Origin of the sequence: Winogradskyella sp. (genome assembly GCF_003712105.1) — a bacterium.
Taxonomy (GTDB): domain Bacteria; phylum Bacteroidota; class Bacteroidia; order Flavobacteriales; family Flavobacteriaceae; genus Winogradskyella.
This window is the reverse complement of sequence record NZ_RHLG01000001.1, coordinates 601,601-626,828: the sequence shown is the minus strand read 5'-3', so window position 1 is coordinate 626,828 and position 25,228 is coordinate 601,601. Positions and strand designations below refer to the sequence as shown.

Annotated in this window: 21 protein-coding genes and 1 tRNA gene; 8 read left to right on the top strand and 14 right to left on the bottom strand. The window is 35.3% G+C overall.

The window, feature by feature from the left end; genetic code table 11:
• Nucleotides 1–10 precede the first annotated feature (10 nt).
• Nucleotides 11–190 carry a twin-arginine translocase TatA/TatE family subunit gene (locus ED556_RS02965; protein ID WP_296319161.1) on the top strand — a complete coding sequence of 60 codons (180 nt, stop codon included), beginning with the start codon at nucleotides 11–13 and terminating at the stop codon, nucleotides 188–190.
• A 69-nt stretch (nucleotides 191–259) separates the two neighbouring features.
• Here ED556_RS02965 and ED556_RS02960 read toward each other — a convergent pair whose 3' ends face one another.
• The 3 genes from ED556_RS02960 to ED556_RS02950 all read right to left on the bottom strand — a co-directional run bounded on the left by ED556_RS02960 (nucleotide 260) and on the right by ED556_RS02950 (nucleotide 4,199).
• Nucleotides 260–1,237 carry a DUF4837 family protein gene (locus ED556_RS02960; protein ID WP_296319159.1) on the bottom strand — a complete coding sequence of 326 codons (978 nt, stop codon included), beginning with the start codon at nucleotides 1,235–1,237 and terminating at the stop codon, nucleotides 260–262.
• 31 nt (nucleotides 1,238–1,268) lie between these two features.
• A complete protein-coding gene (locus ED556_RS02955) occupies nucleotides 1,269–2,936 on the bottom strand; it encodes a LysM peptidoglycan-binding domain-containing protein (RefSeq protein WP_296319157.1) in 1,668 nt (555 codons plus the stop codon).
• Nucleotides 2,937–3,011: 75 nt separating this feature from the next.
• A complete protein-coding gene (locus tag ED556_RS02950) occupies nucleotides 3,012–4,199 on the bottom strand; it encodes a phosphoglycerate kinase (protein WP_296319156.1) in 1,188 nt (395 codons plus the stop codon).
• Nucleotides 4,200–4,343: 144 nt separating this feature from the next.
• On the opposite strand from ED556_RS02950, the gene ED556_RS02945 reads away from it, so the two are divergent.
• Nucleotides 4,344–5,507, top strand: coding sequence for a DNA polymerase III subunit delta' (locus ED556_RS02945; protein ID WP_296319154.1), 1,164 nt, complete (start codon nucleotides 4,344–4,346; stop codon nucleotides 5,505–5,507).
• Nucleotides 5,508–5,539: 32 nt separating this feature from the next.
• Here the strand turns inward: ED556_RS02945 and ED556_RS02940 are convergent, their stop codons facing one another.
• From ED556_RS02940 to ED556_RS02920, 5 genes are all read right to left on the bottom strand, one after another.
• Nucleotides 5,540–6,064 (bottom strand): OmpH family outer membrane protein, encoded by a 525-nt coding sequence (locus ED556_RS02940; RefSeq protein ID WP_296319153.1) that lies wholly within the window; start codon nucleotides 6,062–6,064, stop codon nucleotides 5,540–5,542.
• Between the two features lie 220 nt (nucleotides 6,065–6,284).
• The gene (locus ED556_RS02935) at nucleotides 6,285–7,133 is read right to left on the bottom strand and encodes a class I SAM-dependent methyltransferase (RefSeq protein ID WP_296319151.1); all 849 of its coding nucleotides are present in this window, start codon (nucleotides 7,131–7,133) and stop codon (nucleotides 6,285–6,287) included.
• A gap of 45 nt (nucleotides 7,134–7,178) precedes the next feature.
• Nucleotides 7,179–9,050, bottom strand: a complete 1,872-nt coding sequence (gene mnmG, locus ED556_RS02930) for a tRNA uridine-5-carboxymethylaminomethyl(34) synthesis enzyme MnmG (protein WP_296319149.1) — start codon at nucleotides 9,048–9,050, stop codon at nucleotides 7,179–7,181.
• A gap of 84 nt (nucleotides 9,051–9,134) precedes the next feature.
• A complete protein-coding gene (ybeY, locus tag ED556_RS02925; RefSeq protein WP_296319147.1) occupies nucleotides 9,135–9,545 on the bottom strand; it encodes an rRNA maturation RNase YbeY in 411 nt (136 codons plus the stop codon).
• Nucleotides 9,538–13,035, bottom strand: coding sequence for a DUF4175 family protein (locus ED556_RS02920; protein WP_296319144.1), 3,498 nt, complete (start codon nucleotides 13,033–13,035; stop codon nucleotides 9,538–9,540). Before ED556_RS02920 ends, ybeY begins: the two co-directional genes overlap by 8 nt.
• A gap of 119 nt (nucleotides 13,036–13,154) precedes the next feature.
• Between ED556_RS02920 and ED556_RS02915 the strand changes: the two genes are divergently transcribed.
• The 3 genes from ED556_RS02915 to gltX all read left to right on the top strand — a co-directional run bounded on the left by ED556_RS02915 (nucleotide 13,155) and on the right by gltX (nucleotide 18,478).
• Entirely contained in the window at nucleotides 13,155–14,198 is a 1,044-nt protein-coding gene (locus tag ED556_RS02915) for an alkane 1-monooxygenase (RefSeq protein WP_296319142.1), read from the top strand.
• Nucleotides 14,199–14,290: 92 nt separating this feature from the next.
• Nucleotides 14,291–16,864, top strand: coding sequence for a carboxypeptidase-like regulatory domain-containing protein (locus ED556_RS02910; protein WP_296319140.1), 2,574 nt, complete (start codon nucleotides 14,291–14,293; stop codon nucleotides 16,862–16,864).
• Nucleotides 16,865–16,960: 96 nt separating this feature from the next.
• The gene (gltX, locus tag ED556_RS02905) at nucleotides 16,961–18,478 is read left to right on the top strand and encodes a glutamate--tRNA ligase (protein ID WP_296319139.1); all 1,518 of its coding nucleotides are present in this window, start codon (nucleotides 16,961–16,963) and stop codon (nucleotides 18,476–18,478) included.
• Here the strand turns inward: gltX and ED556_RS02900 are convergent.
• Nucleotides 18,475–19,140, bottom strand: coding sequence for a hypothetical protein (locus ED556_RS02900; RefSeq protein ID WP_296319137.1), 666 nt, complete (start codon nucleotides 19,138–19,140; stop codon nucleotides 18,475–18,477). The two genes, gltX and ED556_RS02900, sit on opposite strands and share 4 nt — an antisense overlap.
• Nucleotides 19,141–19,274: 134 nt before the next feature.
• On the opposite strand from ED556_RS02900, the gene ED556_RS02895 reads away from it, so the two are divergent.
• A complete protein-coding gene (locus ED556_RS02895) occupies nucleotides 19,275–20,201 on the top strand; it encodes an SPFH domain-containing protein (protein WP_296319135.1) in 927 nt (308 codons plus the stop codon).
• A gap of 55 nt (nucleotides 20,202–20,256) precedes the next feature.
• On the opposite strand, the gene ED556_RS02890 is transcribed toward ED556_RS02895, so the two are convergent.
• Complete coding sequence (locus ED556_RS02890) at nucleotides 20,257–20,733, bottom strand: DUF1761 domain-containing protein (protein ID WP_296319133.1); 477 nt, start codon at nucleotides 20,731–20,733, stop codon at nucleotides 20,257–20,259.
• An 88-nt stretch (nucleotides 20,734–20,821) separates the two neighbouring features.
• A complete protein-coding gene (locus ED556_RS02885) occupies nucleotides 20,822–22,828 on the bottom strand; it encodes a glutamine--tRNA ligase/YqeY domain fusion protein (RefSeq protein WP_296319131.1) in 2,007 nt (668 codons plus the stop codon).
• Nucleotides 22,829–22,921: 93 nt separating this feature from the next.
• On the opposite strand from ED556_RS02885, the gene folB reads away from it, so the two are divergent.
• Nucleotides 22,922–23,293 (top strand): dihydroneopterin aldolase, encoded by a 372-nt coding sequence (gene folB, locus ED556_RS02880; RefSeq protein ID WP_296319129.1) that lies wholly within the window; start codon nucleotides 22,922–22,924, stop codon nucleotides 23,291–23,293.
• A gap of 43 nt (nucleotides 23,294–23,336) precedes the next feature.
• Nucleotides 23,337–23,407: transfer RNA gene (locus ED556_RS02875), tRNA-Cys, on the top strand.
• A gap of 47 nt (nucleotides 23,408–23,454) precedes the next feature.
• Here the strand turns inward: ED556_RS02875 and ED556_RS02870 are convergent.
• The 3 genes from ED556_RS02870 to ED556_RS02860 all read right to left on the bottom strand — a co-directional run bounded on the left by ED556_RS02870 (nucleotide 23,455) and on the right by ED556_RS02860 (nucleotide 25,228).
• Nucleotides 23,455–24,138 carry a LysE family transporter gene (locus ED556_RS02870; protein WP_296319128.1) on the bottom strand — a complete coding sequence of 228 codons (684 nt, stop codon included), beginning with the start codon at nucleotides 24,136–24,138 and terminating at the stop codon, nucleotides 23,455–23,457.
• 44 nt (nucleotides 24,139–24,182) lie between these two features.
• Nucleotides 24,183–24,854 (bottom strand): head GIN domain-containing protein, encoded by a 672-nt coding sequence (locus ED556_RS02865; protein ID WP_296319126.1) that lies wholly within the window; start codon nucleotides 24,852–24,854, stop codon nucleotides 24,183–24,185.
• Between the two features lie 71 nt (nucleotides 24,855–24,925).
• Nucleotides 24,926–25,228, bottom strand: a complete 303-nt coding sequence (locus ED556_RS02860) for a heavy metal-binding domain-containing protein (RefSeq protein WP_296319123.1) — start codon at nucleotides 25,226–25,228, stop codon at nucleotides 24,926–24,928.

The window sequence follows — 25,228 nt, the reverse complement described above, 5'->3', positions numbered from 1 at the left end:
TTATATTATTATGTATTTAATGTCTATTATATTAGTTATTGGTCCTTGGCAATGGGTTATCATTGGTTTAGCTATAATCTTATTGTTTGGTGGTAAAAAAATACCTGAATTAATGAAAGGGCTTGGAAGTGGAATAAAAGAATTTAAAGATGCCAGCAAAGATGATTCTTCGGAGGATAAAAAAGAATAATTATCTTTTAAAATATTAGAAAAGCCAACTCGTTTGAGTTGGCTTTTTTTATACCGTTTGAAAATTCTGTTACTTAATTTTAATCGATTTAATTATTGCTTCAAGTTCAAAAACTTGTTCTCTTTTATCAATAGAAGGTGCATAGACATAACCCTCAGCAACAAGGTATCTATTATTAACCTTATCTTCAATAGCGTAATTTACAAAGGGTCCAGCCATAAAGGTTCTCTCGTCATCAATCTTCCAAATACCTCTGGTTTCATATGCAGGCTTGTTATCTACAATAGCGTCAAAAAGTGACGGTGTGTAGGCGTTTTCAGTTATCATTTTATCATCATCTTCAACAGGCAATCGTTCTCCTGCAATTTTATCTCTCATCTTTATAATGTCTACAATAGTACTATCTCCTTCACGGATAGCGTCTAGAGGATAGTTGTAAAACAGTAGGTCCATGGTCATACTGTTTGTTAAACTCTTTCTTACCCAAAAGAAATCGTTATCAGATTTGGCAATTCTATACACAGAAGGTATGTCTATAGAAATACCCAATGCGTTTTCCATAGCCTCATCCTCAAGAAGTGATTTGTTGATACGTCTTAACTTTTCAGAAACCTCTTGCTTTGTAAATGCGTCTATTATTTTTGATTTGCCATTTTTGATTAAATCAATTATTTCCTGGTCTGTTTTTCCTTTTACGACAACAACTGTTTGAGGTTTAGCGTAAACATTTTTCTTTATGAGTATACCTGTAGTGTCTGTTTTCTCGACTTTTAAAATCGTTCTGCTTTTGGTGGCGAAACCATCAAATACCTGAGTTGGTATTTGCCTTAAAGAAAACATCGGCTCATCTTGTGGTAGTCCTTTTGCCGGAGCGGCTAATACACCACGTATTGCGCCTCCAACTCTATCTTCCCAAAGTATATTATCTGCAACAACCGATATCGTATTTATATTTCCTGATGATTCTGATAGGTATCTAACATTATCTTTTTTGCCATTGCAACTAAGAACTAATAACAAGCTGAAAAAAGCGAATATATGTTTCATCTTTTTGAGTTTTATGTTGGTTTTAATTTGATTATTTAGAGACAACAAGAGTTGTACCAATTTTGAGTTTGTTGCTACTAATATCGTTCCAATCTTTTAAATTCTGAACAGAAACGCCTGAAAACTTTTGAGCAATACTCCATAAAGAATCACCCGATTTAACTTTGTAAGTCTTTTTACCAGCAGTAGATACGACTTTTTTTGTTGTGCTTTTTGTGGGTGTATTTGAACTGGCAACTGGATTTCTTGGATAAATTGTTAGTCGTTGACCAATACTTAGGTTATTGCTTCGTAATCCATTCCATCGCTTTATTTGACTTACACGCACGCCATACTTTCTGGCTATTTTACCTAAATAATCTCCAGAGCGCACTCGATATCTAACTTTGGTGTCGTTTTCAAAAAATTGTGGTAGTGGTTTTTCGCGTTTATCAAACTCGGCTTTTGCAAAAGCATAAATCTTATCTTCATTGGCCACAAATGGTCCGATCGCTTCTCTTGGCAATCTTAGCGTATAATTCTCATCTTTTATATACGGAATGATATCAAGTTTATACGACGGGTTTAGGTATTGTAAAGCCTCGATATTAACTCCCGTAACCTCAGCAACCTGATCTAAAGTAATCATCTGCTTTACAAGAAGCGTGTCAGTTTCGACATATTGATATTGTGGTCGTTCTGGCTTAAAACCATGCTCTTCGGCATATTCAAAAATATACATCGTGGCCAAAAAAGCTGGTAAATATCCTGCTGTTTCACGTGGAAGGTTTGGTCTTATATTCCAATAATTGGTGTAACCGCCAGAACGCCTAATTGCCTTAGACACATTTCCTGGTCCAGAATTATAAGATGCCAATGCTAAGTCCCAATCTCCAAATATTTTATATAGCCTTGCTAAGTATTTTGCTGCAGCTTCAGTAGACTTTATTGGGTCACGACGCTCATCTACATAACTGCTTACGTTAAGCTCATATTCTTTTCCTGTTGCGAACATAAACTGCCAAAGTCCAGTGGCACCAACTCTTGAACGTGCTCTTGGTTTTAGTGCGGATTCTACTATGGCTAGATATTTTACTTCGAGCGGAATATCTTCTTTGTCAAGCGCTTCCTCAAACATAGGGAAGTAAAAATGACTTAAACCCATCAATCTTTCCATTGAGGTTCTTCGAGTTTTTAAATAGCGCTTTATGACACTTTCTAAAGATGGGTTGTATTCTATATTAAAAGGGGTTCTAGCATTAAGGCGATTTAATCTTGCTTTAAGCGTGTCTGTTGATAATTCTGGGTAGTCAACAGGCTCATAACTTAGCTCAGTAACCGATTTGTAAATCGTGTCAAAGAGTGAGTTTCCATAAAGGTCCTCAAGCCATTTTTCATCATACTCAGCCGCAAGCGAGTTGTCTTCTAATGTTTTTATTTTAGTAGTGTCCTGTACCGCAGGTATTGTCTGTTCTTGAGTTGGGTTTCCGTCTATAGTTTTATTGGATACTAAAGGCGTTTTCGAACTCTTCTCATTGCCAGAAACAAGTTCTTTATAGTATTTTACGCCTTGAATTATTGTGTCAATAGCATATACTTTTCCCTTAATAAATTCCTTTTCTGTGATTCGCTTTTTTGTATTTGAAGAGGTTTCTTCTTGAGCAAAGGCAATCCAGCCAACAAAAAATAATACTACGAGAAGGGCACTTTTTTTAATCATACCTAGTATGTCTTTTTAGCTAAATTAACGTAAACACAGGGCAAATCTTACTTGTGTTTAGAAAGAATTAAGATGTTAGTCTAATATCGCGGCGATTCCTGGTAATGTTTTCCCCTCTAAACTTTCGAGCATTGCGCCACCTCCAGTACTTACATAACTCACTTTGTCTTTAAAGCCAAATTGCTTAACAGCTGCAACAGAATCACCTCCACCAACTAAAGAAAATGCACCATTTGAAGTAGCTCCAGCAATTGAGTTTCCTAATTCTATTGTACCGTTCGAAAAGTTTTCCATCTCAAACACACCTAACGGTCCATTCCAAAGTATGGTTTTACATTTCATAACAACATCATGGAAGTTTGCTTTAGATTTTGGTCCAGCATCCAACCCTTGCCATCCATCTTTTATTTGCATTACATCCATCACTTCTGTATTTGCATCATTGCTAAATGCATCAGCAGCCAATACGTCAATAGGTAAATGTATACTTACATTTTTAGCCTTGGCTTGCTTAAGGATATCAAGCGCTAATTCCATTTTATCGTCTTCGCAGATAGAATCTCCTATATTTCCTCCTTGAGCTTTAATAAAGGTGAACGTCATACCTCCGCCAATAATTAGGTGATCTACCTTATCTAAAATATTCTCAATAATTGTAATTTTTGAAGACACTTTTGCGCCTCCTAAAACTGCCAAAACAGGCTTTTCTCCTGTCTCCATGACTTTTTTAATGCTGTCTATTTCTTGGGCTAATAGATGGCCAAAACATTTAGTATTTTCAAAAAATTGAGCAACAACCGTTGTTGAGGCATGAGCTCTGTGAGCAGTACCGAAGGCATCATTTATATAAATATCTCCAAGGCGAGATAGTTGCTCAGAAAACCCCTGATCACCTTTCTTTTCTTCTTCATGAAATCTTAGATTCTCTAATAAAAGGACTTGGCCCGGCTTAAGGTTTTCTGCTAAACTCTCGGTTGCTTCACCAACACAATTGTCAGCAAAAGCAACTTTGACCCCAATAATGTCTTCAACATTATTTACAATATGTTTTAGAGAAAATTCACTTTGTACCCCTTTTGGACGGCCTAAATGTGACATTAACACACAACTTCCACCATCTTCAAGAATTTTGGTAATTGTTGGTTTAGCCGATTGTATTCTTGTGTCGTCAGTAACATTAAAACTATCATCTAAAGGCACATTAAAATCTACACGAATAAGTGCTCTTTTATTTTTAAAATTGAAATCGTTTATGGTTTTCATTATAGCATATTTATGTAGCAAATATAATGTCATGGCTTTCATTAGGCAAAACAAATAACCTTTGGTTTCTATTTATTGTTTAAATTAAAGCTATCCTTATACAATTGCACACAAACTCATAAATAAATTACCTAGTTTTGCAGCATGCTATTCTCAGAAATTTTAGGGCAAAACCATATAAAAAATCATCTCACAAAAAGTGCTGATGCTGGGAGAATTCCTCATGCGCAATTGTTTGTTGGACCAGAAGGTTCTGGGACTTTACCTATGGCAATTGCATACGCGCAATACATTTTATGTAGCAATAAAAATTCTGAAAATACTGATGGTAATGAAAGTTGTAATTTAAAATTTAGCAACCTTTCTCATCCAGATTTACATTTTGCTTTTCCTGTTACAACCAATGATAAGGTAAAACGCCACCCTGTTTCAAGTCATTTTTTAGAAGAATGGCGGCAACTTATTGACCAACAACCTTATGGAAACCTTTTTGATTGGTATAAGCTTCTTGGTGTAGATAATAAGCAAGGACAAATTGGTGTTGACGAGGCGCTTGATATTGTGAAATCTCTGAGCTTAAAATCTTATGAAGGCGGCTACAAGGTGATGATTATTTGGATGGCAGAAAAGATGAATACTGCTTGCGCCAATAAACTCTTGAAGCTTGTTGAAGAGCCACCAGAGAAAACCATATTTATTCTTATTGCTGAGGATGAAGAGCAAATTATTAGCACTATACGCTCTCGCTGCCAAGTTCTACATTTTCCTCTACTATCTGAAGTCATTATTACAGATGCTTTGGTCGATAAGTATAGTATTGATACAAGTGTTGCTAGCAAAATTGCACAACAAGCAAACGGTAATTTTAATAAGGCTTGCGATTTAGTTTATCAAGATAGCGAGGATATTCAATTTGAAAAGTGGTTTATTATATGGGTGCGCTCTGCTTTTAAAGCAAAAGGAAATAAGTCTGCTATTAGAGATTTAATTGCGTGGTCCGAGGAGATTGCGAAAACAGGACGCGAAACACAAAAGCAATTTTTACACTTTTGTATCAATTACTTTAGACAAGCACTATTGCTAAATTATAGCGCTAATGATTTGGTGTATTTAGAATCTAAATCAAGTGATTTTAAGTTAGAAAAGTTTGCACCTTTTGTTCATGACACCAATATTTTAGAGATTACTAATGAGCTTCAAGATGCTATTTATCATATAGAACGCAATGGTAATTCCAAGATTATACTTACCGATTTATCTATAAAATTGACGCGATTGCTCCACAAAAAAAGTCAATCAAAAGCCTGACTATCAATGATTTATTTTGTTTGTAGTCTGTTTTACTCCTTTGAATCTGGTTTGTAAGCAGCATTAAGCTCGTCTGTGATTATTTTGGTTAAATCACTTATCTCTTCTCCATACATTACGCTACCCGCTTCATTTTGACCAAGAATAAAAGCATAGCCATTTTTCTTGCCATAATCACTAACAAAATCATTAACCTTACTTACAATTGAGTCTATCTCTGAAGCAAAAGCTTGCTGCATAACCTGTTGTTCTATTTGGAACTGTTGTGTTAGTTGCTGATTTTTTTGTCCTAACTCATTATATTTTTCTTGCGCATTTTTCTGAGACATTTTATTAGATGCCAATTGAAATGCCTTTACCTCTACTTGAAAGTCTCTATTTATACTGTCCATTCTTTTTTCAAAAGCTTCTTTTTTAACTTTAAAAGATGCTTCAATATCAATCTTCATTTGATAATCATTAATTACATCTCCATTATTTATGAAGCCTATTTTCTTTTGCTCTTGGCATGAAGAAAATAAAACAGCAATTAGTAAAAGTCCAATTATATTTTTCATGATTTTTATAAAAATTAAATTTTGGCAAATGTATAAAAGTTGACTAGCATTTTATGCAAATTATTCACTATTAAAAAAATTTATAACAAAGTGTCAAGACTATAAATTTTATCAATAAAAAAGAGTCTTGTATCGCGCCTATTCTTTTAGCTTTAAAAATGCTTAATAGGATTTATTAAGCTAATAGCTAAAGCGTTCTTAAATCGCCTTAAAATTCGTTTTACGCGTTTTTGAACACATAAATAAGAGAAGAGAACTCTCTAGAGTGTTTTGCTTTACGATTAGATCGCCAACCTATCCAAAATGCCTTAAACGGATTCATAAAACCATTTTTATATTTTTCCGATAATAGACTGACATAATAGGCGTCAAAAATCATTGGCTGAGTTTTTTCCAGTAAAAGCTTTTTGGCCTCAAATATTCGCTGAATACCTTTTTGAGAAAAATGCCAAAGATGTCTAGGCACATCATAAGCCGCCCAAAATGATTTATAATACGCCGCGTCATAGCTTTTGTAATTAGGAACTGCTACTACAATTTTCCCGTTGGGTTTTAATAGCTTTTTAAAGACGCTTATATGGTCATCTAAATTTGGTAAATGCTCAAGAACATGCCAAAGTGTAATTACGTCAAAACTATTAGGCTCTAAATTAGGTAAGGATTCAACATCATATACCTTATTATTTGTTTTGCTGTTTGCAATATCACGAGCGCCTTGATTAGGTTCCACACCAACAACATTCCAATTCGCATTTAGAGCTGTTTCCAAAAAATCTCCAGTACCACACCCAACATCTAATAGGTTTTTTTCTTGTTGTTGAAAAGACGCAATTAAGCTCAACTTATTCTTTAAGGCCTTTTTGCGAATGATATGATAAACGACCTCTAAAAGATTTCTTCTTGAATCTGTGTGAGATATATAATCTTCACTTTTATAATAATTGCTTAAATCTTCTTTTTTGGGCCGAGGAATTGTTTCTAGAATATCTTTCTCATTATTAAAAATAAGTTCAAATGTTTCTTTCGAAACCGAATAATCTTTTACTGTAAGGTGAGTTTTTTTACCCATTATTTTAAACAGCTAGAACTATTGTTCCACGTGGAACATTGTTTTTTATCTTCCTAAATGAACCAATAATACAGATATGTCTGCTGGAGAAACACCACTTATTCTCGATGCCTGAGACACGGTTACTGGTTGTATTTCTGTTAGTTTTCCACGCGCTTCCAGACTCATTGATTGCAATTTCATGTAATCAAAGTTGAGTGGTATTTTTACATTCTCTAAACGATGTAGTTTGTCTGCGTTGTTCTTTTCTTTCTCAATATAACCCGCGTACTTAACCTGAATTTCAGCTTGCTCTAAGACCTCATTATCTAGGTCGTTTTGCAACACATAAGAATTAACAGACGACACTTTTCGCATGTCATCAATGGTAATATTTGGCCGAGCAAATAGCTTAAACATTTTGTCTTGCTGCTTAACTTTTGCAGAATTCTTATCCTCTAAAATAGGATTAATTTCATCTGGCTTAACGCTTGTTTCTCTAAAAAATTGAACAAAGGCTTCAGACTTAGATTGCTTCTCCTCCATTCTTCTTAAGCGTTTTTCAGACGCTAATCCCAGTTCATAACCTTTTGGAGTTAATCTAAAGTCAGCATTATCTTGTCGTAATAATGTTCTGTATTCAGCTCTAGAGGTAAACATTCGGTATGGTTCTTCTGTGCCTTTTGTAATAAGGTCGTCAATTAAAACACCAATATAAGCTTCATCACGGCGTAAAGTAAATGCCTCTTTTTCCTGAACTTTTAAACTTGCATTAATGCCTGCCATTAACCCTTGAGAAGCAGCTTCTTCGTATCCGGTAGTGCCGTTAATTTGTCCAGCAAAAAACAAGCCGTCCACAAGCTTTGTTTCAAGTGTGTGCTTTAATTGTGTTGGAGGAAAATAATCATATTCAATAGCGTAGCCGGGTCTAAAAAACTTTACGTTTTCAAAACCAACTACAGAGCGTAATGCTTTAAACTGAACATCTTCTGGTAGTGATGTTGAAAAGCCATTTACATAAACCTCAACTGTATTCCAACCTTCGGGCTCCACGAATAACTGGTGTCGTTCTTTATCGGCAAAACGATTTATCTTATCTTCTATAGAAGGACAATATCTTGGTCCAACACTTTTAATTCTTCCATTGAACATAGGAGAGCGATCGAAACCTTCTCTAAGCAAATCGTGAACCTCTTGACTCGTATAAGTCATGTGACAAGAACGTTGTTCTTTTAAACTTTGTGTTGAGTCTAAATAAGAGAACTTATCTGGATTGTCATCACCAGGTTGTTCAATCATCTTTGAATAATCTAAGGATCTGCCATCAACTCTAGGCGGTGTTCCTGTTTTCATTCTACCAGAGTCAAAGCCCAAATCAATTAATTGTTCTGTAATTCCAGTAGCAGCTCTTTCTCCAGCTCGACCACCACCAAAATTTTTCTCCCCAATATGTATTAAACCATTTAGGAATGTACCATTGGTTAAGACCACTGTTTTTGATTTGACTTCAATACCTAATGAAGTTTTTACACCAACGACTTTTCCGTTTTCTACGACAAGTCCCGAAACCATTTCTTGATAAAAATCTAGGTTAGGTGTTTTTTCTAAAAGCAATCTCCAGTCTTCAGCAAAACGCATTCTGTCACTTTGAACTCTTGGGCTCCACATTGCTGGACCTTTAGATTTATTAAGCATCTTAAACTGTATTGCCGAGGTATCAGAAACGATTCCGCTATAACCACCAAGCGCATCAATCTCTCTCACTATTTGCCCTTTTGCTATGCCACCCATAGCTGGGTTACATGACATTTGAGCAATGTTTTGAAGATTCATTGTAATTAGCAATGTTTTACTACCCATATTAGCAGCTGCAGCTGCAGCCTCGCTTCCAGCGTGGCCAGCTCCAACAACAATTACATCATACACATCACTAAACATAGTTTTTAAATTTTATGTTCCACGTGGAACATTATCTTGAACGCCGTTTTTAAAAGTCTGCAAATATACATTGAAATTGAAGAATTACAGTCTTTTACTAATGTAATAATCTTCCTTTGAGCGCATTAACTCTATGTCTTTCTTCTCTTTGTCCTTATAGCCACAGTAATGCAACACGCCATGAGCCATTACTCTTGATAATTCATTGAGGAAACTCACATCAAAATCTTTTGCATTATCACGAACCCTATCAACAGAAATGTATATATCGCCGTGTAATTCTTTTCCTACAGAATAGTCGAAACTAATTATATCTGTAAGTGTGTCATGATTTAAATATTCGACATTAATTTTGTGCAAATAATCATCGCTGCAGAAGATGTAATTTATCTCGCCTTCTTTTTTGTTTTCCTCTGAAATTATACTAGAGATCCAGTTGGCGAATTCTGTTTCTTCTTGAAGATTAAAATCTGTTTCGTAGTTAAAGCTAATCATTATTAGACTTAAAATAATCCTGAACCTTCTTTTTAAAGGTTGACCGCAAAGGTAATGCTTGTCTATTTAAAATCTCAGTAGTATTAAAGTATTCTCTAGCTGTAGGTATTTGACTTTTAGATGTAGTGTTATAGTTTTTCCTATTTGTTTTAGACTCACGTTTTTCATCTTCACCTTGAGTAAATGTTGCATTCTCCAACTTCAATAATTGATGCTGTAAGTCCATCATTTTTTGCAGCGTTTGGTTGGTGAAACCCTTATTAATTAGATCTAGTTCTACCTCTTCCATTTTTTGGATTAATTCACCCGCCGTGCCTTGAGGACCTTCTTTTCCAATTTTATCTTGGAGCGCCTGCCTTAATTGCTGTTGTTGCTGATATATTTTATATAGTTCTCCATTAAGCTCCTCGTTGCCACCTTCTCCATAACCGTCTTTATTACCGTCTTCTCCTTCTTTTTCACCTTGACTGCCGTCATCACCATTTTGCTCTCCATCTCCTTTTTCTCCACCTTCTCCATTTTCGCCCTCTTTATTATTTCCTTCTTTACCCTTGTCGCCTTCCTTACCTTTCTCCTTCTCTCCTTTCTCTCCTTTCTCTCCTTCTTTTTCACTGCCTTCTTTCTCTCCTTCAGATTTCTCGCCTTTCTCCAACTTCTCCATTGCTTCTTGCATCTGCTTATTTAGTTCTTCTTGGCTCATAATAATGTCTGGCAATTGCATCTCGCCTTTCCCTTGTCCGGGTTGAGGCATCATAGACATCTCCATGTTGTCCAAAATATTGCTTAACATATTTGCGAGTGCATTTGAAGCGGTAATGGTGTATTGTTGAGAAGAAACGCCTTGATAAATTCTGTTCTCGGTTAATTGGCCTAAGCTTTTATCTATATTAAAATAAACATCAGTGATTTTTGAATTAACCCTTTCTGAGATTTTAGGGTTTCTTAAGGATAACGCAAACAAACTATCATCAACATGTTCAAAGTGTTCTTTTAGGGTGCTTTGCTTAATGATGTATTTTCCATAATTATTATTGTTTACATCTATTGCATTAAACTTGTCCATTAAATCTTCTTGGTCAAAAGAAAACAACACCAAATTATCTAATATTTGGCGTAACATCTCAGCATCTTCTTGCAATTGATCTCCGCCTCCACCCATAGATTGAGCCGCTTGCTTTAACAGTTCGCTCAATTGCTTCATTTTTTTTGCAGCGCTCTTTTGCTTTGTTTGCGCTTTTTGTTGTTGTTGCTTCATCTCCTGCGGCTGAGCATTTTGCTGTTGCTCTCCTTTTTGTAATTCTTCTGAAGCTTGTTTTTGATCTTGCTTAATGCTTTCTTCTGTTGGCTTATCTCTTTCTATATCTACCGGTTGCTTAAGTTTTCTATTCTCACTTTTAAGCTCGTCAATTGCTTTCTGTATGTCTTCAAACTTCTTGTTCAGCTTGTCTTGCGATTCTTTGTTGTTTTCATCCAAGTCTTTTTCAGAAAGTTGCTCTTGTTCCTTTGACAAGTCTTCTAGCTGCTTCTGAACTTTTTCTAACTTCTTTGTTACATAAAAACGTTTTGTCAATTCAAGAAGTTGTTGCATGCTTCGTTGCTTGTTTTTGTTCTGCTTTGCTAACTCTTCCAGCTTTTGACTAAACTCTTCTTTATTGATCTTCTCAGTCATTTTTTCTAATTCCTCGAGAAGTTTTTCATCTTTTTTTAGTTGCTCTTCGTTTTCTTTTAGGCGTTCTTTTAATTCTTCTTTGAACTCATCATTCTCATCATTCTCCTTCTGAAACTCTTCTAAATTGTCTTGCAATTTTTTGTTGAAGTTTTTCATTAATTGCTCTTGTTGTTTTTGACGTTTAAGAAAGTTTTCGAATTTCTTTTTATCATTAAAGTTTAGAGCTTCTTTTTCTTTTTGAGTTTTAGACAACTCTTCTAATTTTTTATCTTGCTCTTTAAGCTTTTCAAATGTTTTACTAATACTTTTAATGGTTTCGTTTTGCTCGTTTAACTGTTTTGCTTCCTCTTCAGTCTTGGTTCGCTTTCTGTAATTAAAAACACTACTCTTTACACTTTTAAAATTGTGAATTGCGTCATTATCAAAGAGCTCAAAATATAAGTCATAAGCAATACCTTCTTTTATGTTTAATTGGTCTGGAAACGCGCTTACAAATTCAGAAAAAATAGATTTAGAAATATTAATTGGAAGAACCTGTTTTTCGGCTTCGTTATCTGATGGGTAATACACCAGTTGTAATTTTCTAATGCCATAGTCATCACTTGCTTGACCGTAAAAATATAAGCTTTGCTGATCTGAGCTGTCCTTTTCAACCTTTATATCTAGTTCTGGGTAAGCATCTTTTACAACGTTAATATTATACGATAAGCTTTCGTAATCTTTTAAAGAACTGTTACTCGTGTTGATACTGTAGCTGTAGTTTTTGTATAATCGTTTTGAAGCTGTAAAAACATTCACCTCTTTGGGTTCAAAATTCAGTGTGTCATTACTGTAAATAACGACATCTGTTGTAGCTCTTGTATTAACACTCCAGATCACCTTTGTGCCTTCTGGTATTGTGGCGCTGCCTGAGCTTTTTAGTGTTTCATCTCGTTTATTAGTGTAACTCGGGTAATCTAAAAGCATATTAAAGCCAACTAGGCTTGGGACATTTAACACCTCAAGGTTATAATCTTTAGAGTTTATGTCATTGGCCGATAAAGAAAATGAAATCGTTTCTTTGGGTTGGGTAAACGTGTATTGAAATTCCCCTGAGTTGTTTTGCTGTAAAAAGTAGCTTTGGTCATTATAATTTATTTGAACCTTATCTGGAATTACTTCACCAACTGTTTTAACAACAAGGGTGAAATCCTTATTCTCGATAGCTTCAAGCTTATCATTAATTACAAAAAACTGAAATGGTGCTGGTGGCTCGTAAGCGGTCTGATAATTAACAACACGCTCATAGCTGTCGCTAAACCAATTAAGCTGTCCTGAAACAAACGACACCAAGAAAATTAGTATCGGAATAGCAGCATACTTTAAGTATTTTAGACTTGATTTAAACTCAACTGCGGTTTGAAACGGAATAGGTTTTAAGTCGGCTGACTTTTGTTCAATGCTTGCAATTAGTAAGTCTGATTGATGAGGGTTCTGATTCAGTTGAAGTACATTAAGAAGCTTATCGTCTACTTCTGTAAAATGATTTCCTATTAATTTAGACGCTTCTTCATGATTGATGCCTTTTCTAAGCTTGAATAGTTTAGCAAGAGGAATAAAGATAAACTTTGATAAAAGTAACAACTCAACAATAACAAACGCCCAAAACAAGAAAGTTCGCGCAGTTGGATTTAACCACAACATGTATTCAATAAACAATGTTGCCATAAAATACAAGACCCCAATTGCAAAAAACAGGATGGCGCCTTTAAGTAGCTCATTTAAATAAAACTTCTTAATAAACTGCTCTAACTTTGCCTGTATAATCTTAAAATTGCTCATATCTACTTCATCAACTTACTAAACTACAATATTATTTTATTGTTGATTTCATAAATTTGATAACTTTCTGTTAATTTAGAGGGTTTTACTGTTAAATCGACTCAAAAAACACCTTACAAATGAAGGACCTTAAATATTTAGCGGCATTTTCTATTCCTATATGTGCATTTATAGGTCTTAATTTAAAAGGCTCTTGGGTTTGGGCAACTCCCATTTATGCTTTTGTTTGTATTCCTGTTTTAGAACTTATTTTCCCTGTTGATACAGAGAATGACACACCTGATGTTGTTGAAAACAAACTTAAAAATCGAATATTCGATTGGCTACTTTATCTCAACCTTCCTATTGTATTTGGCTTAATTGCCTATGCGCTGACTGTAGTTTCTAATTCGGTTTTAAGTACAAATGAATTTGTTGGCCTTATTTTTTCTTTGGGTATTGTTTTGGGTGTAAATGGTATAAATGTTGGTCACGAACTCGGACATAGACAAACTACAAATGAACGCTTTATAGGTAAGGCATTACTGCTGCCTTCATTATATATGCATTTTTATATCGAGCATAATTATGGGCATCATTTGCATGCTGCCACACCTGAAGACCCTGCTACTGCTCGTTACAACCAATCTGTGTATTCGTTCTGGTTAACCTCTACGTTTCGTCAGTATTTTAGTGCTTGGCGAATTCAAAACAAATTATTAAAAAACCAAAAACTATCATTCTTTTCTATTAAAAATGACATGTTATGGTACATCATAATTCAATTAATGTATCTGTCTATTCTTGGCTTCTTGTTTGGTAAATCTGTTTTATTATTTGCTATTCTGTCTGGCGTTGTTGGCTTTATTTTACTTGAAACTGTAAACTATATCGAGCATTATGGCCTTTTGCGCTTAAAAGCTAAATCGGGGCGATATGAGCGCGTTAAAGAGATGCATTCCTGGAATTCTAATCATGTAATTGGCAGAATTGTGTTGTACGAATTAACCCGGCACAGCGACCACCATTACAAATCTTCTAAAAAGTATCAGGTATTAGACTGCCACGACGAAAGTCCTCAAATGCCATTTGGCTATCCAACATCTATGGTACTAGCAATGGTACCGCCTTTGTGGTTTAAAATCATGAATAAACGCGTGCCAAAAGAAATGGTTCTTCAATAAATTTTATGTCTGAAAATTCTTATATGGAATCAAAAAGCTATATTGCTGGTTCTAAATTTTGAATATATATCGTTAATCAATATAAAAAAACCATGTATAAAAGCTATTGCAACCTCTTATTGTTATTTCTTTTTATAACTATATTTTCATGTGAAGACGAGAGTTTTCCTTATGTTCCACCTTCAAACGAAAATCCTGTAGCGGTAGATTTTACTGAAAACTTCGGAAGTCAGATTAACGCTGGTTTTTTTGGCCAAGTTGTAGATGAAAATCAATCTCCGATTGAAAATGTTACCATTACTATTGGCAATGTAACAGCCACAACCGATGCTTTTGGGGTGTTTTCAATAAATAGTGCTAGTGCTTTTGAAAATTTTGCATACGTCACTGCGGAAAAACAAGGTTACATAACGGGTTCCAGAACATTGATTCCTGCTCAAAATGAAATTAATCAGATTAAAATCATTTTAATTGAAAAAGATATTGTCGAAACTATTGATTCCGGACAAGCTTCGACCGTAAACCTGCCAAACGGTTCGTCGGTTAGTTTTGATGGCAACTTTGTTACTGCTCAAGGTACACCATACAATGGCCTAGTAAATGTTATTTTCGAGCATTTAAGCCCTGATAACTCCCGTATGACAGATATGATGCCGGGAATGCTTTATGCACAAAACACTCAAGGTAATGCGGTTGTTCTAGAAACATACGGTATGCTTGCGGTAGAATTAGAGTCTACAGGTGGTGAACCTTTGCAATTGGCTCAAGGAAGTCGTTCTATTATAACAATACCGCTACCTAACAACGCTTCTAATCCTCCAAGTAGTATTCCTTTATGGTATTTTGATGAGGCCGATGGGTACTGGAAAGAAGAGGGTCAGGCATCATTACAAGGAAACACTTATGTTGGTGAAGTTAGTCATTTTACGTTTTGGAATTATGATTTTCCTTACCCACCAATCAACCTATGCATAACCCTTAGAGACGAAAACGGTAATGTCTTACCTAATACCGCTTTGGACTTATACTCAAGCCTTTTGAATGTAACTGGCACTTACGGCTTCACTAACGCCAATGGTGTTGAATGTGGTTTAGTGCCTGCAGATGAAGAGCTAACCGTAACTGTTTTTGGTGGTATTTGTCCTGGAGATGCTTTCACCACAACCATTGGTCCTTTCTCTTTTGATGTAAATATTACTATTGTTGTTGAATCTCAAGACAACATAACATTTACTGGTAACTTCCTCACATGTGAAGGTGATAATGTCACCAACGGTTATGTCCAAATAACAGTTGGCGAAACCTCGCAGACGATTCCTGTTACAGATGGAGAAGTTAATTTTACCCAAGTAAACTGTGGGGCAACTTCTTATGCTTTTCAAGGCATTGATGTAGAAAATAGCGAAATTACTAATGTAATTTCAGGAACAATAGATGACAATACATCGGCAATTGATTTAGGTACTTTTAATGCTTGTACCGTGATTGAAGACGCTGATGGAGATAGTGTTTTGGATATTTTTGAAGATTTTAACGGAGATGGTGATTTAGAGAATGATGACACTGACGGTGATGGTGTTCCTAATTATCTAGATGAAGACGATGATGGTGATGGTATAAATACTATAGACGAAGATTACGATGGTGATAATGACCCAACTAATGACGATACAGATGGTGATGGTTTGCCAAATTACTTAGATGATGATGACCTCAATCTATCTGCTGCTGAAACAGGTGGTGATGGCTGTGAGCCAGTTATCTATAATTTTGATGCGCTATTTGCTAATGTGTTTAACGTGCCCAATACTGACTACGTGTTTTACGAAACTGAAGCAGATGCCGAGGCTGAGATTAATGCATTAACATTACCATACACGCTACCGTTTGCTGAAGCAGTATTAAATCCAGTAATCTTTGTTAGGGCAACAAGTACCATAACGGGCCAAACGGATACTGCTGGCGTGTTTTTGTTTTTAAATTATTTAGACACAGATAATGATGGTTTAACAGATTGTGAGGAAATTACAGGTATAGATGACCCAAGCTCTAATTTAAGCCCTTCAGGAACGAGTGACCCCAATGATCCTAATGACCCTAATGCCGTTCCGATTAATAGTCCAGACGATCTTAACCTAGAGCTTTGTGACGACAACAATGATGGTTCTACTACTGTTGATTTATCTCTTTACAACTCTCATTTTATCGGCACCGCTAACCCTGTGGACTATGTAATAACATATCACTCTTCAGAAATAGATGCTGTAAATAATATCAACCCCTTACCAATATTATATCAGAACATTTCGAACCCTGAGATTCTATTTGTAAGAATAACTGAAGCTATAAACACTAATAATTTTGACATTGCTTTATTAACTTTAGAGGTTATTGCTCCACCTGTCTCGCCAGTTGATTTTTCTATTACAGAATGTGATGGTGATGGTGATGGCTTTGCTACTTTTGATTTAACTACAGCTGAAGAAGAGGTTTTGGCATTAAACTCCGATGTTGAGATAACCTTTATCGACCCTGCAAATAACCCAATAGTAGATCTACAAGCTTACACAGAAACTTCTGGGACTGTCTCTGTGGAAATTGTTGATATCATAAGTGGGTGCATAACGATTGCAATATTGGAGCTAATCGTAGATTCTGGGTGCTAAATTACAATTCATATATACAACACAAAAGCACCTTTATTGGGTGCTTTTTTTGTAGGCTTCGTTTATCAAACTATCTTTGCACTTTAACTTTAAGCTATGTCTAAAAATGTTCGTGTTCGCTTTGCACCAAGTCCAACAGGACCATTACATATTGGTGGTGTAAGAACAGCTTTATTCAATTATTTGTTTGCAAAAAAACATGGAGGTTCATTTCTACTTCGTATAGAAGATACTGACCAAAATCGTTATGTTGAAGGTGCTGAAAATTATATTGTTGACGCTTTAAATTGGTGCAATATTCCTTTTGATGAAGGCCCAGGAAAAAATGAAAAGTTTGGCCCTTATAGACAAAGCGAGCGCAAGCATTTGTATAAGCAATATGCTGACCAGCTGATAAAAGAAGGAAAAGCATACTATGCCTTTGACACCTCTGAGCAGCTTGATGCACATAGAAAAGACCACGAGGCTAATGGTAAAACCTTTATTTACAATTGGCATAATCGTGAAAAAGGTAGACTTGTCAACTCTCTTGTGTTATCTAGTGATGAAACTCAAGAGAAAATAGACACTGGCGAACCTTTCGTGATTCGGTTTAAATCACCTCAAGACGAAATATTAGAGTTAAAAGATATTATTCGCGGTGATATTTCGATTGATACTAATACACTTGATGATAAGATATTATTTAAAAGTGATGGTATGCCAACCTATCATCTCGCCAATATTGTTGATGATCATTTAATGGAGATTTCTCATGTTATTCGTGGCGAAGAATGGTTGCCGTCATTGGCGTTACACCAATTGTTATACAATGCTTTTGGTTGGAAAGCACCTCAATTTGCACATCTGCCGTTAATACTTAAGCCAACCGGTAAAGGAAAATTAAGTAAACGTGACGGAGATAAGCTTGGCTTCCCTGTTTTTCCTTTAGAATGGAAAGACCCTAAAACAAACGAAACCTCAAGAGGTTATAAAGAAGATGGGTATTTCCCAGAAGCTGTTGTTAACTTTTTAGCATTTCTTGGTTGGAATCCCGGGACTGAGCAAGAACTTTTTGGCTTGGAAGAATTGATTAATGACTTCGATTTAGAGCGGGTAAATAAAGCCGGTGCGCGTTTTGATCCGGATAAGACCAAGTGGTTTAACCATCACTACATGCAACAGCAATTAGATTTGCATTTGGCTGAAGAATTTAAAGAGATGAATTCTGAGCTTACTGAAATTGACGTGAATTATATTGCGCTTGTTATTGGTTTAATTAAAGAACGTGCCACATTTATTAGTGAATTTTGGAGCTTAAGTCACTACTTTTTTAAGACCCCAGAAACATACGATGAAAAAGCATTTAAAAAGGCTGTAAAAGATGGTACGATTGACTTAATGCAAAAAACCATTGAGATTATAACATCTACAAGGGAGTTTACGGTGCAAAACCTTCAGTCTAAACTTAAAGGTTGGATAACCGACAACGAGATTGGTTTTGGAAAAGTCATGATGCCTTTACGACTTGCATTGGTTGGCGCATTGCAGGGTCCTGATGTCTTTGAAATTATGTTTTTAATTGGCAAAAACGAAACCGTGAAGCGAATAGACGCCTTAGTTAATAGCATTTAAAATACAACCATTGCTCCAAAAACCAACATGCTTTGGTTGCCTTTGAAGTCTATGTTTTCTGATACGTTTTGGCTATTTGTTTTATTAAACGAATTCAAAAAACCATAGATATATTGAGCTCTTAGTTTAAAATTATCAAACCCTATAGCGGCTCCTATTGTTCCGTTAACATTAAACCTTGATATTTCTGAAAGATCATTTGCGGTTATTGTATTAAAACCTTCGATAATGTAATTCTCCTTCGAATCGTCTTTTAAGTCTAGATTGCCATTGTATTGTATCATTGGCCCAGCGTCTATGGTGAAATAGTTTTTAAAGACCTTTATGTGACCAATTAGGGCCACTTGGGCTGCGAACAACTTGTAGTCTATAAACTCTGGCTGTTGGTTAATCGTCGGTGCTCCTAAAACACCTAATTGATTTTCTGAAAGTTGAATGTTGTAACTTAAATTATACCATTTGTGCGGTAAATCTACTGTTGCGGCTAAGCCAATCAGCCAGCCATTTCCTGAATTAGTGATGAGGTCATCTGTATTTAAATCGTATTGCGTAAGGCCGCCATAAATACCTATGCCGTTTTGTATGCGATATCTTTGTGCTTGCGAAAATGTAACAAAAAGTAGTATGGTTGCTACTAATAAGATTGGGGTCTTGGTTCTCATGATTTGGGTTTTATAAAACAAACCTAATAAAGAATTATAGATTTCAAGCCTTTATTCTAAAATTAAGTAGTTATAGTAGAAAATATAACTTAAATTTAGTTTCAATTAGTATTTAACCATTAAAAATATAGATTATGCCTTATTATTTAATTCCGATTGCCTTTATAGCTATTATTGTTTTGTTTTCAGCATTCTTCATTGTGAAACAACAAACTGCTGCCGTGGTTGAACGGTTTGGAAGGTTTCAGTTCATAGCTCATTCTGGTCTTCAGATGAAAATTCCATTAGTAGATCGTATTGCTGGAAGACTAAGCTTAAAAATTCAACAACTTGATGTTATCATAGAAACTAAAACGCTTGATGATGTATTTGTTAAATTAAAAGTTTCTGTACAATATAAGGTTATTAGAGACAAAGTATATGACGCGTTTTATAAGCTAGAGTATCCTCATGACCAAATTACATCGTTCGTGTTTGACGTTGTACGTGCTGAGGTTCCAAAGATGAAGCTTGACGATGTCTTTGTGAAAAAAGATGACATCGCTATTGCTGTAAAGCGTGAGCTTCAAGAATACATGTCTGAGTATGGGTATGATATTATTAAAACATTAGTTACTGACATTGATCCAGATTCTCAAGTAAAAGCGGCTATGAACAGAATTAATGCGTCTGAGCGTGAGAAAATCGCTGCACAGTTTGAAGGTGATGCTGCGCGTATTCTTATTGTAGAAAAAGCGAAGGCTGAAGCTGAGAGTAAGCGTTTACAAGGTCAAGGTATTGCTGACCAAAGGCGTGAAATTGCACGAGGTCTAGAAGAGTCGGTAGAAGTGTTAAACAAAGTTGGTATTAATTCTCAAGAAGCATCTGCTCTTATTGTAGTTACACAACACTATGATACGCTTCAGTCTATAGGGCAAGAAACTAATAGTAATTTAATATTATTACCTAATTCACCACAAGCAGGAAGTAATATGCTAAACGATATGGTGGCTAGCTTTACAGCAAGTAACCAGATTGGAGAAGCTATGAAAAAAGCAAAAAAGGATGGTGAAAACCAATAATCTTTAAAATAAAAAAGCCCTGTTTGTCAGGGCTTTTATTTTCAATTCTATTTTATTAGTTCCAGCCGCATAATATTGCGCCCATTATCGCTAATGTTAGTGTCCAATAACCCACATTAACAAGGATGTATTTAAAGCTTTTTCTTTCAAAAAGGGCATTTGTTCCTAATATTGGTAACACAACAAAAATTCCTGCTATTGCGCCATGTAATGCACCATGCTTAAATGAGCGATGAACTTCACCAAACTCTGCCATAAATGCTTTGTATGTTTCAGCCTCTAAGTTTGGATATGCTACTTGACTTGCGGCTACTTGATGAATCACCATTCCGTTAACAGAAAGAGCTAGTAAAACAGATAGTATCAATGACACACCAAAAATAATGGCCATGTTACCACTTTTAATTTTCTCTTCGGTCATTCCTGATGCTTGCATCCAAGCTGTGCCAAATACTTTTGGATTGTACCAAATAAAGCCAATTACCATTGGGACTAACGCAGAAACCGCGACAGCAATAAAATTTAATTCCATAATATTATTGATTTTTTAGTTAGTATGATTTAAATGTACAAAAAAACCCCTAAGGTTATCTTAGGGGTTCGTTTTACGGTGGTTTCTATTAGTTGTTTAGTGCTTTTGCTTCGTTTACCAATAATTCGTTTTTGTCTTCTAGGGCTTTGGTTATAAAAGACTCTATCGCATCGTTTCGTTCTTGTCCATTTTTCAATAGCTCTCCCAAAACTAAAGTTACGGCTATTCTAGTTCCTGCTTTTTTAACAGCAGTGCCAAATAGCGGCTCTAACTCTTCATAAGTAATATCAACAGAAAGCGATTGTATTTCTGCTTTTACTTTTTGTTGTTTATCCTCTGGTAAGTTTGTATACTTCTTTCCTAATTGCTGCACAACACTTATTGCTGCTCTTTTTTGTTGCGGCTGTTTCTGTGGTTGACTTTGCTTCTGCTGAGGTCTTTGCTTTGCCCAACTATCTCTTAAGCCAACCGTTTTATTAAACACCAATTTATCAGTTTTTGAATCCTCATCCACATTAAAATATCCTAATCGTTGAAACTGGAATCGTTCTCCAATTTTGGCTTCTGATAGGCTCGGTTCTAGATATCCTTTTTTAACCTTCAAGGAATTTGGATTAAGAAACTCCATAAAGTCTTTATCCTTGTCGCTATCTGGCGCTTCGTGCATAAATAATCGATCGTATTCTCTTATTTCTGCAGTAATTGCATGAGACGCAGACACCCAATGAAGCGTTCCCTTAACTTTTTTATCTGTGTCTGTAGAATACGTACAGTGAATTTCTAGGATGTTTCCATCGTCGTCTTTAACTACATCATTTGCTTGAATGATATACGCATTCTTTAGTCGGACTTCTCCACCTAATTTTAGTCTAAAAAACTTGTTTCCAGCTTCTTCTTTAAAGTCTTCCTTTTCAATATAAATTTCTCTTGAAAAAGGTATTTTTCTAGAGCCGGCCGATGCATCTTCAGGATTATTTTCTGCATCAAGCCATTCTTCTTTTCCTTCCGGATAATTGGTAATAATAACTTTTACAGGATTTAAAACCGCCATGACACGATTTGCTGTTTTATTTAAATCCTCTCGAACACAAAATTCTAAAAGCGACACATCAATGACATTTTCGCGCTTAGCAACACCTACTTTTTCCACAAATTGCCGTATAGCATTTGGTGTATACCCACGTCGTCTTAATCCAGATATTGTTGGCATTCTTGGATCATCCCATCCACTAACAATACCATCGTTTACCAAACGAAGCAGCTTGCGCTTACTCATAATGGTGTAACTAAGGTTTAAACGGGCGAATTCTCGCTGTTTTGGAACCATTGGAAGCTCTTCCTTGGCATAATTATGAACATGTTCTCTAAACCAATTATAAAGCTTTCTGTGAGGTTTAAACTCTAAAGAACATAATGAGTGTGAAATCTGTTCTATATAATCGCTTTCGCCATGCGTCCAATCGTACATTGGGTAAATACACCAATCATCTCCTGTTCTGTGATGATGTGCATATAGAATACGATACATAATAGGATCTCGCATTAACATGTTTGGGTCTTCCATGTCAATCTTGGCGCGCAACACGTGTGTTCCAGCTTCAAACTCGCCAGCTTTCATACGCTGAAACAGATCCAGGTTTTCTTCAACACTTCTATCTCTGAAAGGGCTATTTGTGCCCACTTGTGTTGGTGTTCCTTTTTGTTCTGCCATTGCTTCAGAAGATTGAGAATCTACATAGGCTTTGCCGTCTTTAATCATTAAGACTGCCCAATCATAAAGGGTTTGAAAATAGTCAGAAGAGTACAGCTCATTTTCCCATTTATAACCCAACCAAGCAATGTCTCTTTTTATAGCATCTACATATTCTTGCTCCTCTTTTGCTGGGTTGGTGTCGTCAAATCTTAAATTAACAGGCGCATTGTACTTCTCTCCTAGTCCAAAACTTATACCTATTGCTTTAGTGTGCCCAATGTGAAGATATCCGTTTGGCTCAGGCGGGAAACGAAAACGCAGCTTGTTTTTATCTAGGCCATTTTCTAAATCTTCTTCTATGATGTGCTCAATAAAATTGAGTGATTTTACTTCTTCTGACATTGCAAAAAATTAAAGTGTAAATTTAGACCTCTTAGAGTTGTTAGACAAATTGGATGCCTTTTTATTAAGCTGCTTTTGAGTTACATTTGTTCTATGGGAATTATTAAACTCGAAAACATCCGATTATACGCTTATCACGGATGTTTAAAAGAAGAAACTGCGATTGGCAGTGATTATAGGGTAGATTTGGAGGTAAAGTCAGATTTAAAAACTTCTGCAACAACAGATAACCTTAATGATACTGTTGATTATGTGTTTTTAAATAAGGTTGTTACAGAAGAAATGTCAAAGCCTTCAAAGCTATTAGAAACCGTTGCAAAACGCATTTTAGATAGAATTTTTTCTGAAGATCGATTAGTTGCTAAAGCAACAGTTAGTGTAAGTAAAATAAATCCTCCAATTGGTGGTGATGTTGAAATGGTAACCATTAAAATGTCTCAAACACGAAAAAAACACAGTAAATAGCGTAAAAGAGTAAATATTTTTATATTTGCTGTCCAAATTATTGGGTGTCGTGGCCGAGTGGCTAGGCAGTGGTCTGCAACACCATCTACAGCGGTTCGAATCCGCTCGACACCTCAACATATTTATAAGCTTTCAATTAAAATTGAAGGCTTTTTTGTTTTTTATTCCTTTACTGGGTTTATGCGCTCTATTTGTTCCTTACTTTTCTCGTACATTTCAGGGAATAATCCTTGCGTAAGCAGTAATACTCCAAAGCCTAAAATTACTAAAGCAATAATTTTTTTGGTTTTAAAAATCAACCTTGGTGTTAATTTATTTCTTAAACCTTTGGCTGCATAAATTTTAAAAAGGTCTACAACTAAATAGGTGATTAGCATTGTTGAAATAAATACTAAGGTTCCGTTTTCTGAAGTTGTTAAAGATGTACCAATAACAATAAAACCTAACCAACCGAGTAAGACACCAATGTTTATAAAATTTAATAGAAACCCTTTAATAAATAGCTTTCCATAGTCTTTTTGTATTTCAACTTTATGATATTCTCTTACAATAGACCGAAAAGACTTAGATGTTTTTATAAAGGAAATAATACCGTAGACCACGAGCAATACGCCGCCAAATATTAGAAAGTTTGGGTCATCTTTTACTTTTTCGACAAGTCTGTTTGTACTAAAAAATGCGACTAATATGAAAACAATATCAGCAAGAATTACACCCAAATCAAATACTAAAGCACAGGTAAATCCTTTTGTAGCACTGGTTTCGAGCAATACAAAAAATACTGGCCCAATTGTAAATGCCAGTATTACTCCAAAAGGAATTGCTGTTAAAATATCATCAATCATGTAAACGCGATGTGGTTTACACAAATGTACTAAAAAGATAGGGTTTACATGCGCTTAATTCGGCCACCTAATACTCGTTTTTCATCTATTTCTTTTGGGTCACCATAAATGTAAACGTCACCTCCTGCTCTAACTCTTACCTCTACAAATTCTGAGGCATTAATCTTTGCTTCTCCTGCTGCATTTATAGATACTTCTGTGTTTTCCGTCTTGAATTCCTCGCCATTAAAAATACCACCAGTATATATAGAAATGTCTTGATTTTTTGATTGTCCCGTAAGGTTAACTACACCACCTGTAACTGCTCTTACATCTGTGTAGGATGCTTTTACATCTGCAGTTATTTCTCCGCCTTCTTGGGCTTTTAATTTAATTTCGAATTGGTCTATGGTTTGTTCAACATTGATATTAGCACCTTCATTAGCGTCAATAGTTTCAACATTTGTATAGTATAATTTTACTTTTGTATCATTACCATCATAGGATTCTTCTAGTTCCATTCGGATTTTTAACTTTCCGTTTTTATTAATGACTTCAACATTTCTTCTATTTCTTCCTGTGATTTCAACTTTGTTTTCATCTGATTTAATCATCGTTACATTAATCAAATCAAAAGCTTTTACTTCTTTAAATTCTCCTACTGTTTTTTCAATTGGTGTTTGAGCAATACTAGTTAAGCCAATTACTAAAGTTAGGATAAGAATTGTTTTTTTCATTTTAATGGTTTTAAATTTTATTGATATTAACAAAGACTATGCAAAAGATGATTTGTTACTATATTTTATTCTTAAACTAGAACTTTTACAGCTGTTCCTGTTACAGAAACACCAAAATAGAAGCCGTTTCCAACAGGTTCAAAATCTATATGAATACCTACTACTGCATTTGCTCCTAGTCCTTGGGCATTTATTTTTAGTTCTTTAAATGCTTCTTCTTTAAGTTCATTTAAAGCAATCTCCATTTGCTTAGATTGTTTTTCTTTACCACCAAATGCTGTAACATCTCGCATTTTCATACTTACACCCGTAACAATACCTAAATAATCAGCAATCTTAAAGCCTTCTATTGAATTTGTAGTTGTAAATATCAT

Excerpts from the sequence above, each read along its gene's own strand:
- ED556_RS02965 (WP_296319161.1), top strand. The coding sequence starts at position 11 with ATGTATTTAATGTCTATTATATTAGTTATTGGTCCTTGGCAATGGGTT.
- ED556_RS02960 (WP_296319159.1), bottom strand. The coding sequence starts at position 1,237 with ATGAAACATATATTCGCTTTTTTCAGCTTGTTATTAGTTCTTAGTTGC.
- ED556_RS02955 (WP_296319157.1), bottom strand. The coding sequence starts at position 2,936 with ATGATTAAAAAAAGTGCCCTTCTCGTAGTATTATTTTTTGTTGGCTGG.
- ED556_RS02950 (WP_296319156.1), bottom strand. The coding sequence starts at position 4,199 with ATGAAAACCATAAACGATTTCAATTTTAAAAATAAAAGAGCACTTATT.
- ED556_RS02945 (WP_296319154.1), top strand. The coding sequence starts at position 4,344 with ATGCTATTCTCAGAAATTTTAGGGCAAAACCATATAAAAAATCATCTC.
- ED556_RS02940 (WP_296319153.1), bottom strand. The coding sequence starts at position 6,064 with ATGAAAAATATAATTGGACTTTTACTAATTGCTGTTTTATTTTCTTCA.
- ED556_RS02935 (WP_296319151.1), bottom strand. The coding sequence starts at position 7,133 with ATGGGTAAAAAAACTCACCTTACAGTAAAAGATTATTCGGTTTCGAAA.
- mnmG (WP_296319149.1), bottom strand. The coding sequence starts at position 9,050 with ATGTTTAGTGATGTGTATGATGTAATTGTTGTTGGAGCTGGCCACGCT.
- ybeY (WP_296319147.1), bottom strand. The coding sequence starts at position 9,545 with ATGATTAGCTTTAACTACGAAACAGATTTTAATCTTCAAGAAGAAACA.
- ED556_RS02920 (WP_296319144.1), bottom strand. The coding sequence starts at position 13,035 with ATGAGCAATTTTAAGATTATACAGGCAAAGTTAGAGCAGTTTATTAAG.
- ED556_RS02915 (WP_296319142.1), top strand. The coding sequence starts at position 13,155 with ATGAAGGACCTTAAATATTTAGCGGCATTTTCTATTCCTATATGTGCA.
- ED556_RS02910 (WP_296319140.1), top strand. The coding sequence starts at position 14,291 with ATGTATAAAAGCTATTGCAACCTCTTATTGTTATTTCTTTTTATAACT.
- gltX (WP_296319139.1), top strand. The coding sequence starts at position 16,961 with ATGTCTAAAAATGTTCGTGTTCGCTTTGCACCAAGTCCAACAGGACCA.
- ED556_RS02900 (WP_296319137.1), bottom strand. The coding sequence starts at position 19,140 with ATGAGAACCAAGACCCCAATCTTATTAGTAGCAACCATACTACTTTTT.
- ED556_RS02895 (WP_296319135.1), top strand. The coding sequence starts at position 19,275 with ATGCCTTATTATTTAATTCCGATTGCCTTTATAGCTATTATTGTTTTG.
- ED556_RS02890 (WP_296319133.1), bottom strand. The coding sequence starts at position 20,733 with ATGGAATTAAATTTTATTGCTGTCGCGGTTTCTGCGTTAGTCCCAATG.
- ED556_RS02885 (WP_296319131.1), bottom strand. The coding sequence starts at position 22,828 with ATGTCAGAAGAAGTAAAATCACTCAATTTTATTGAGCACATCATAGAA.
- folB (WP_296319129.1), top strand. The coding sequence starts at position 22,922 with ATGGGAATTATTAAACTCGAAAACATCCGATTATACGCTTATCACGGA.
- ED556_RS02870 (WP_296319128.1), bottom strand. The coding sequence starts at position 24,138 with ATGATTGATGATATTTTAACAGCAATTCCTTTTGGAGTAATACTGGCA.
- ED556_RS02865 (WP_296319126.1), bottom strand. The coding sequence starts at position 24,854 with ATGAAAAAAACAATTCTTATCCTAACTTTAGTAATTGGCTTAACTAGT.
- ED556_RS02860 (WP_296319123.1), bottom strand. The coding sequence starts at position 25,228 with ATGATATTTACAACTACAAATTCAATAGAAGGCTTTAAGATTGCTGAT.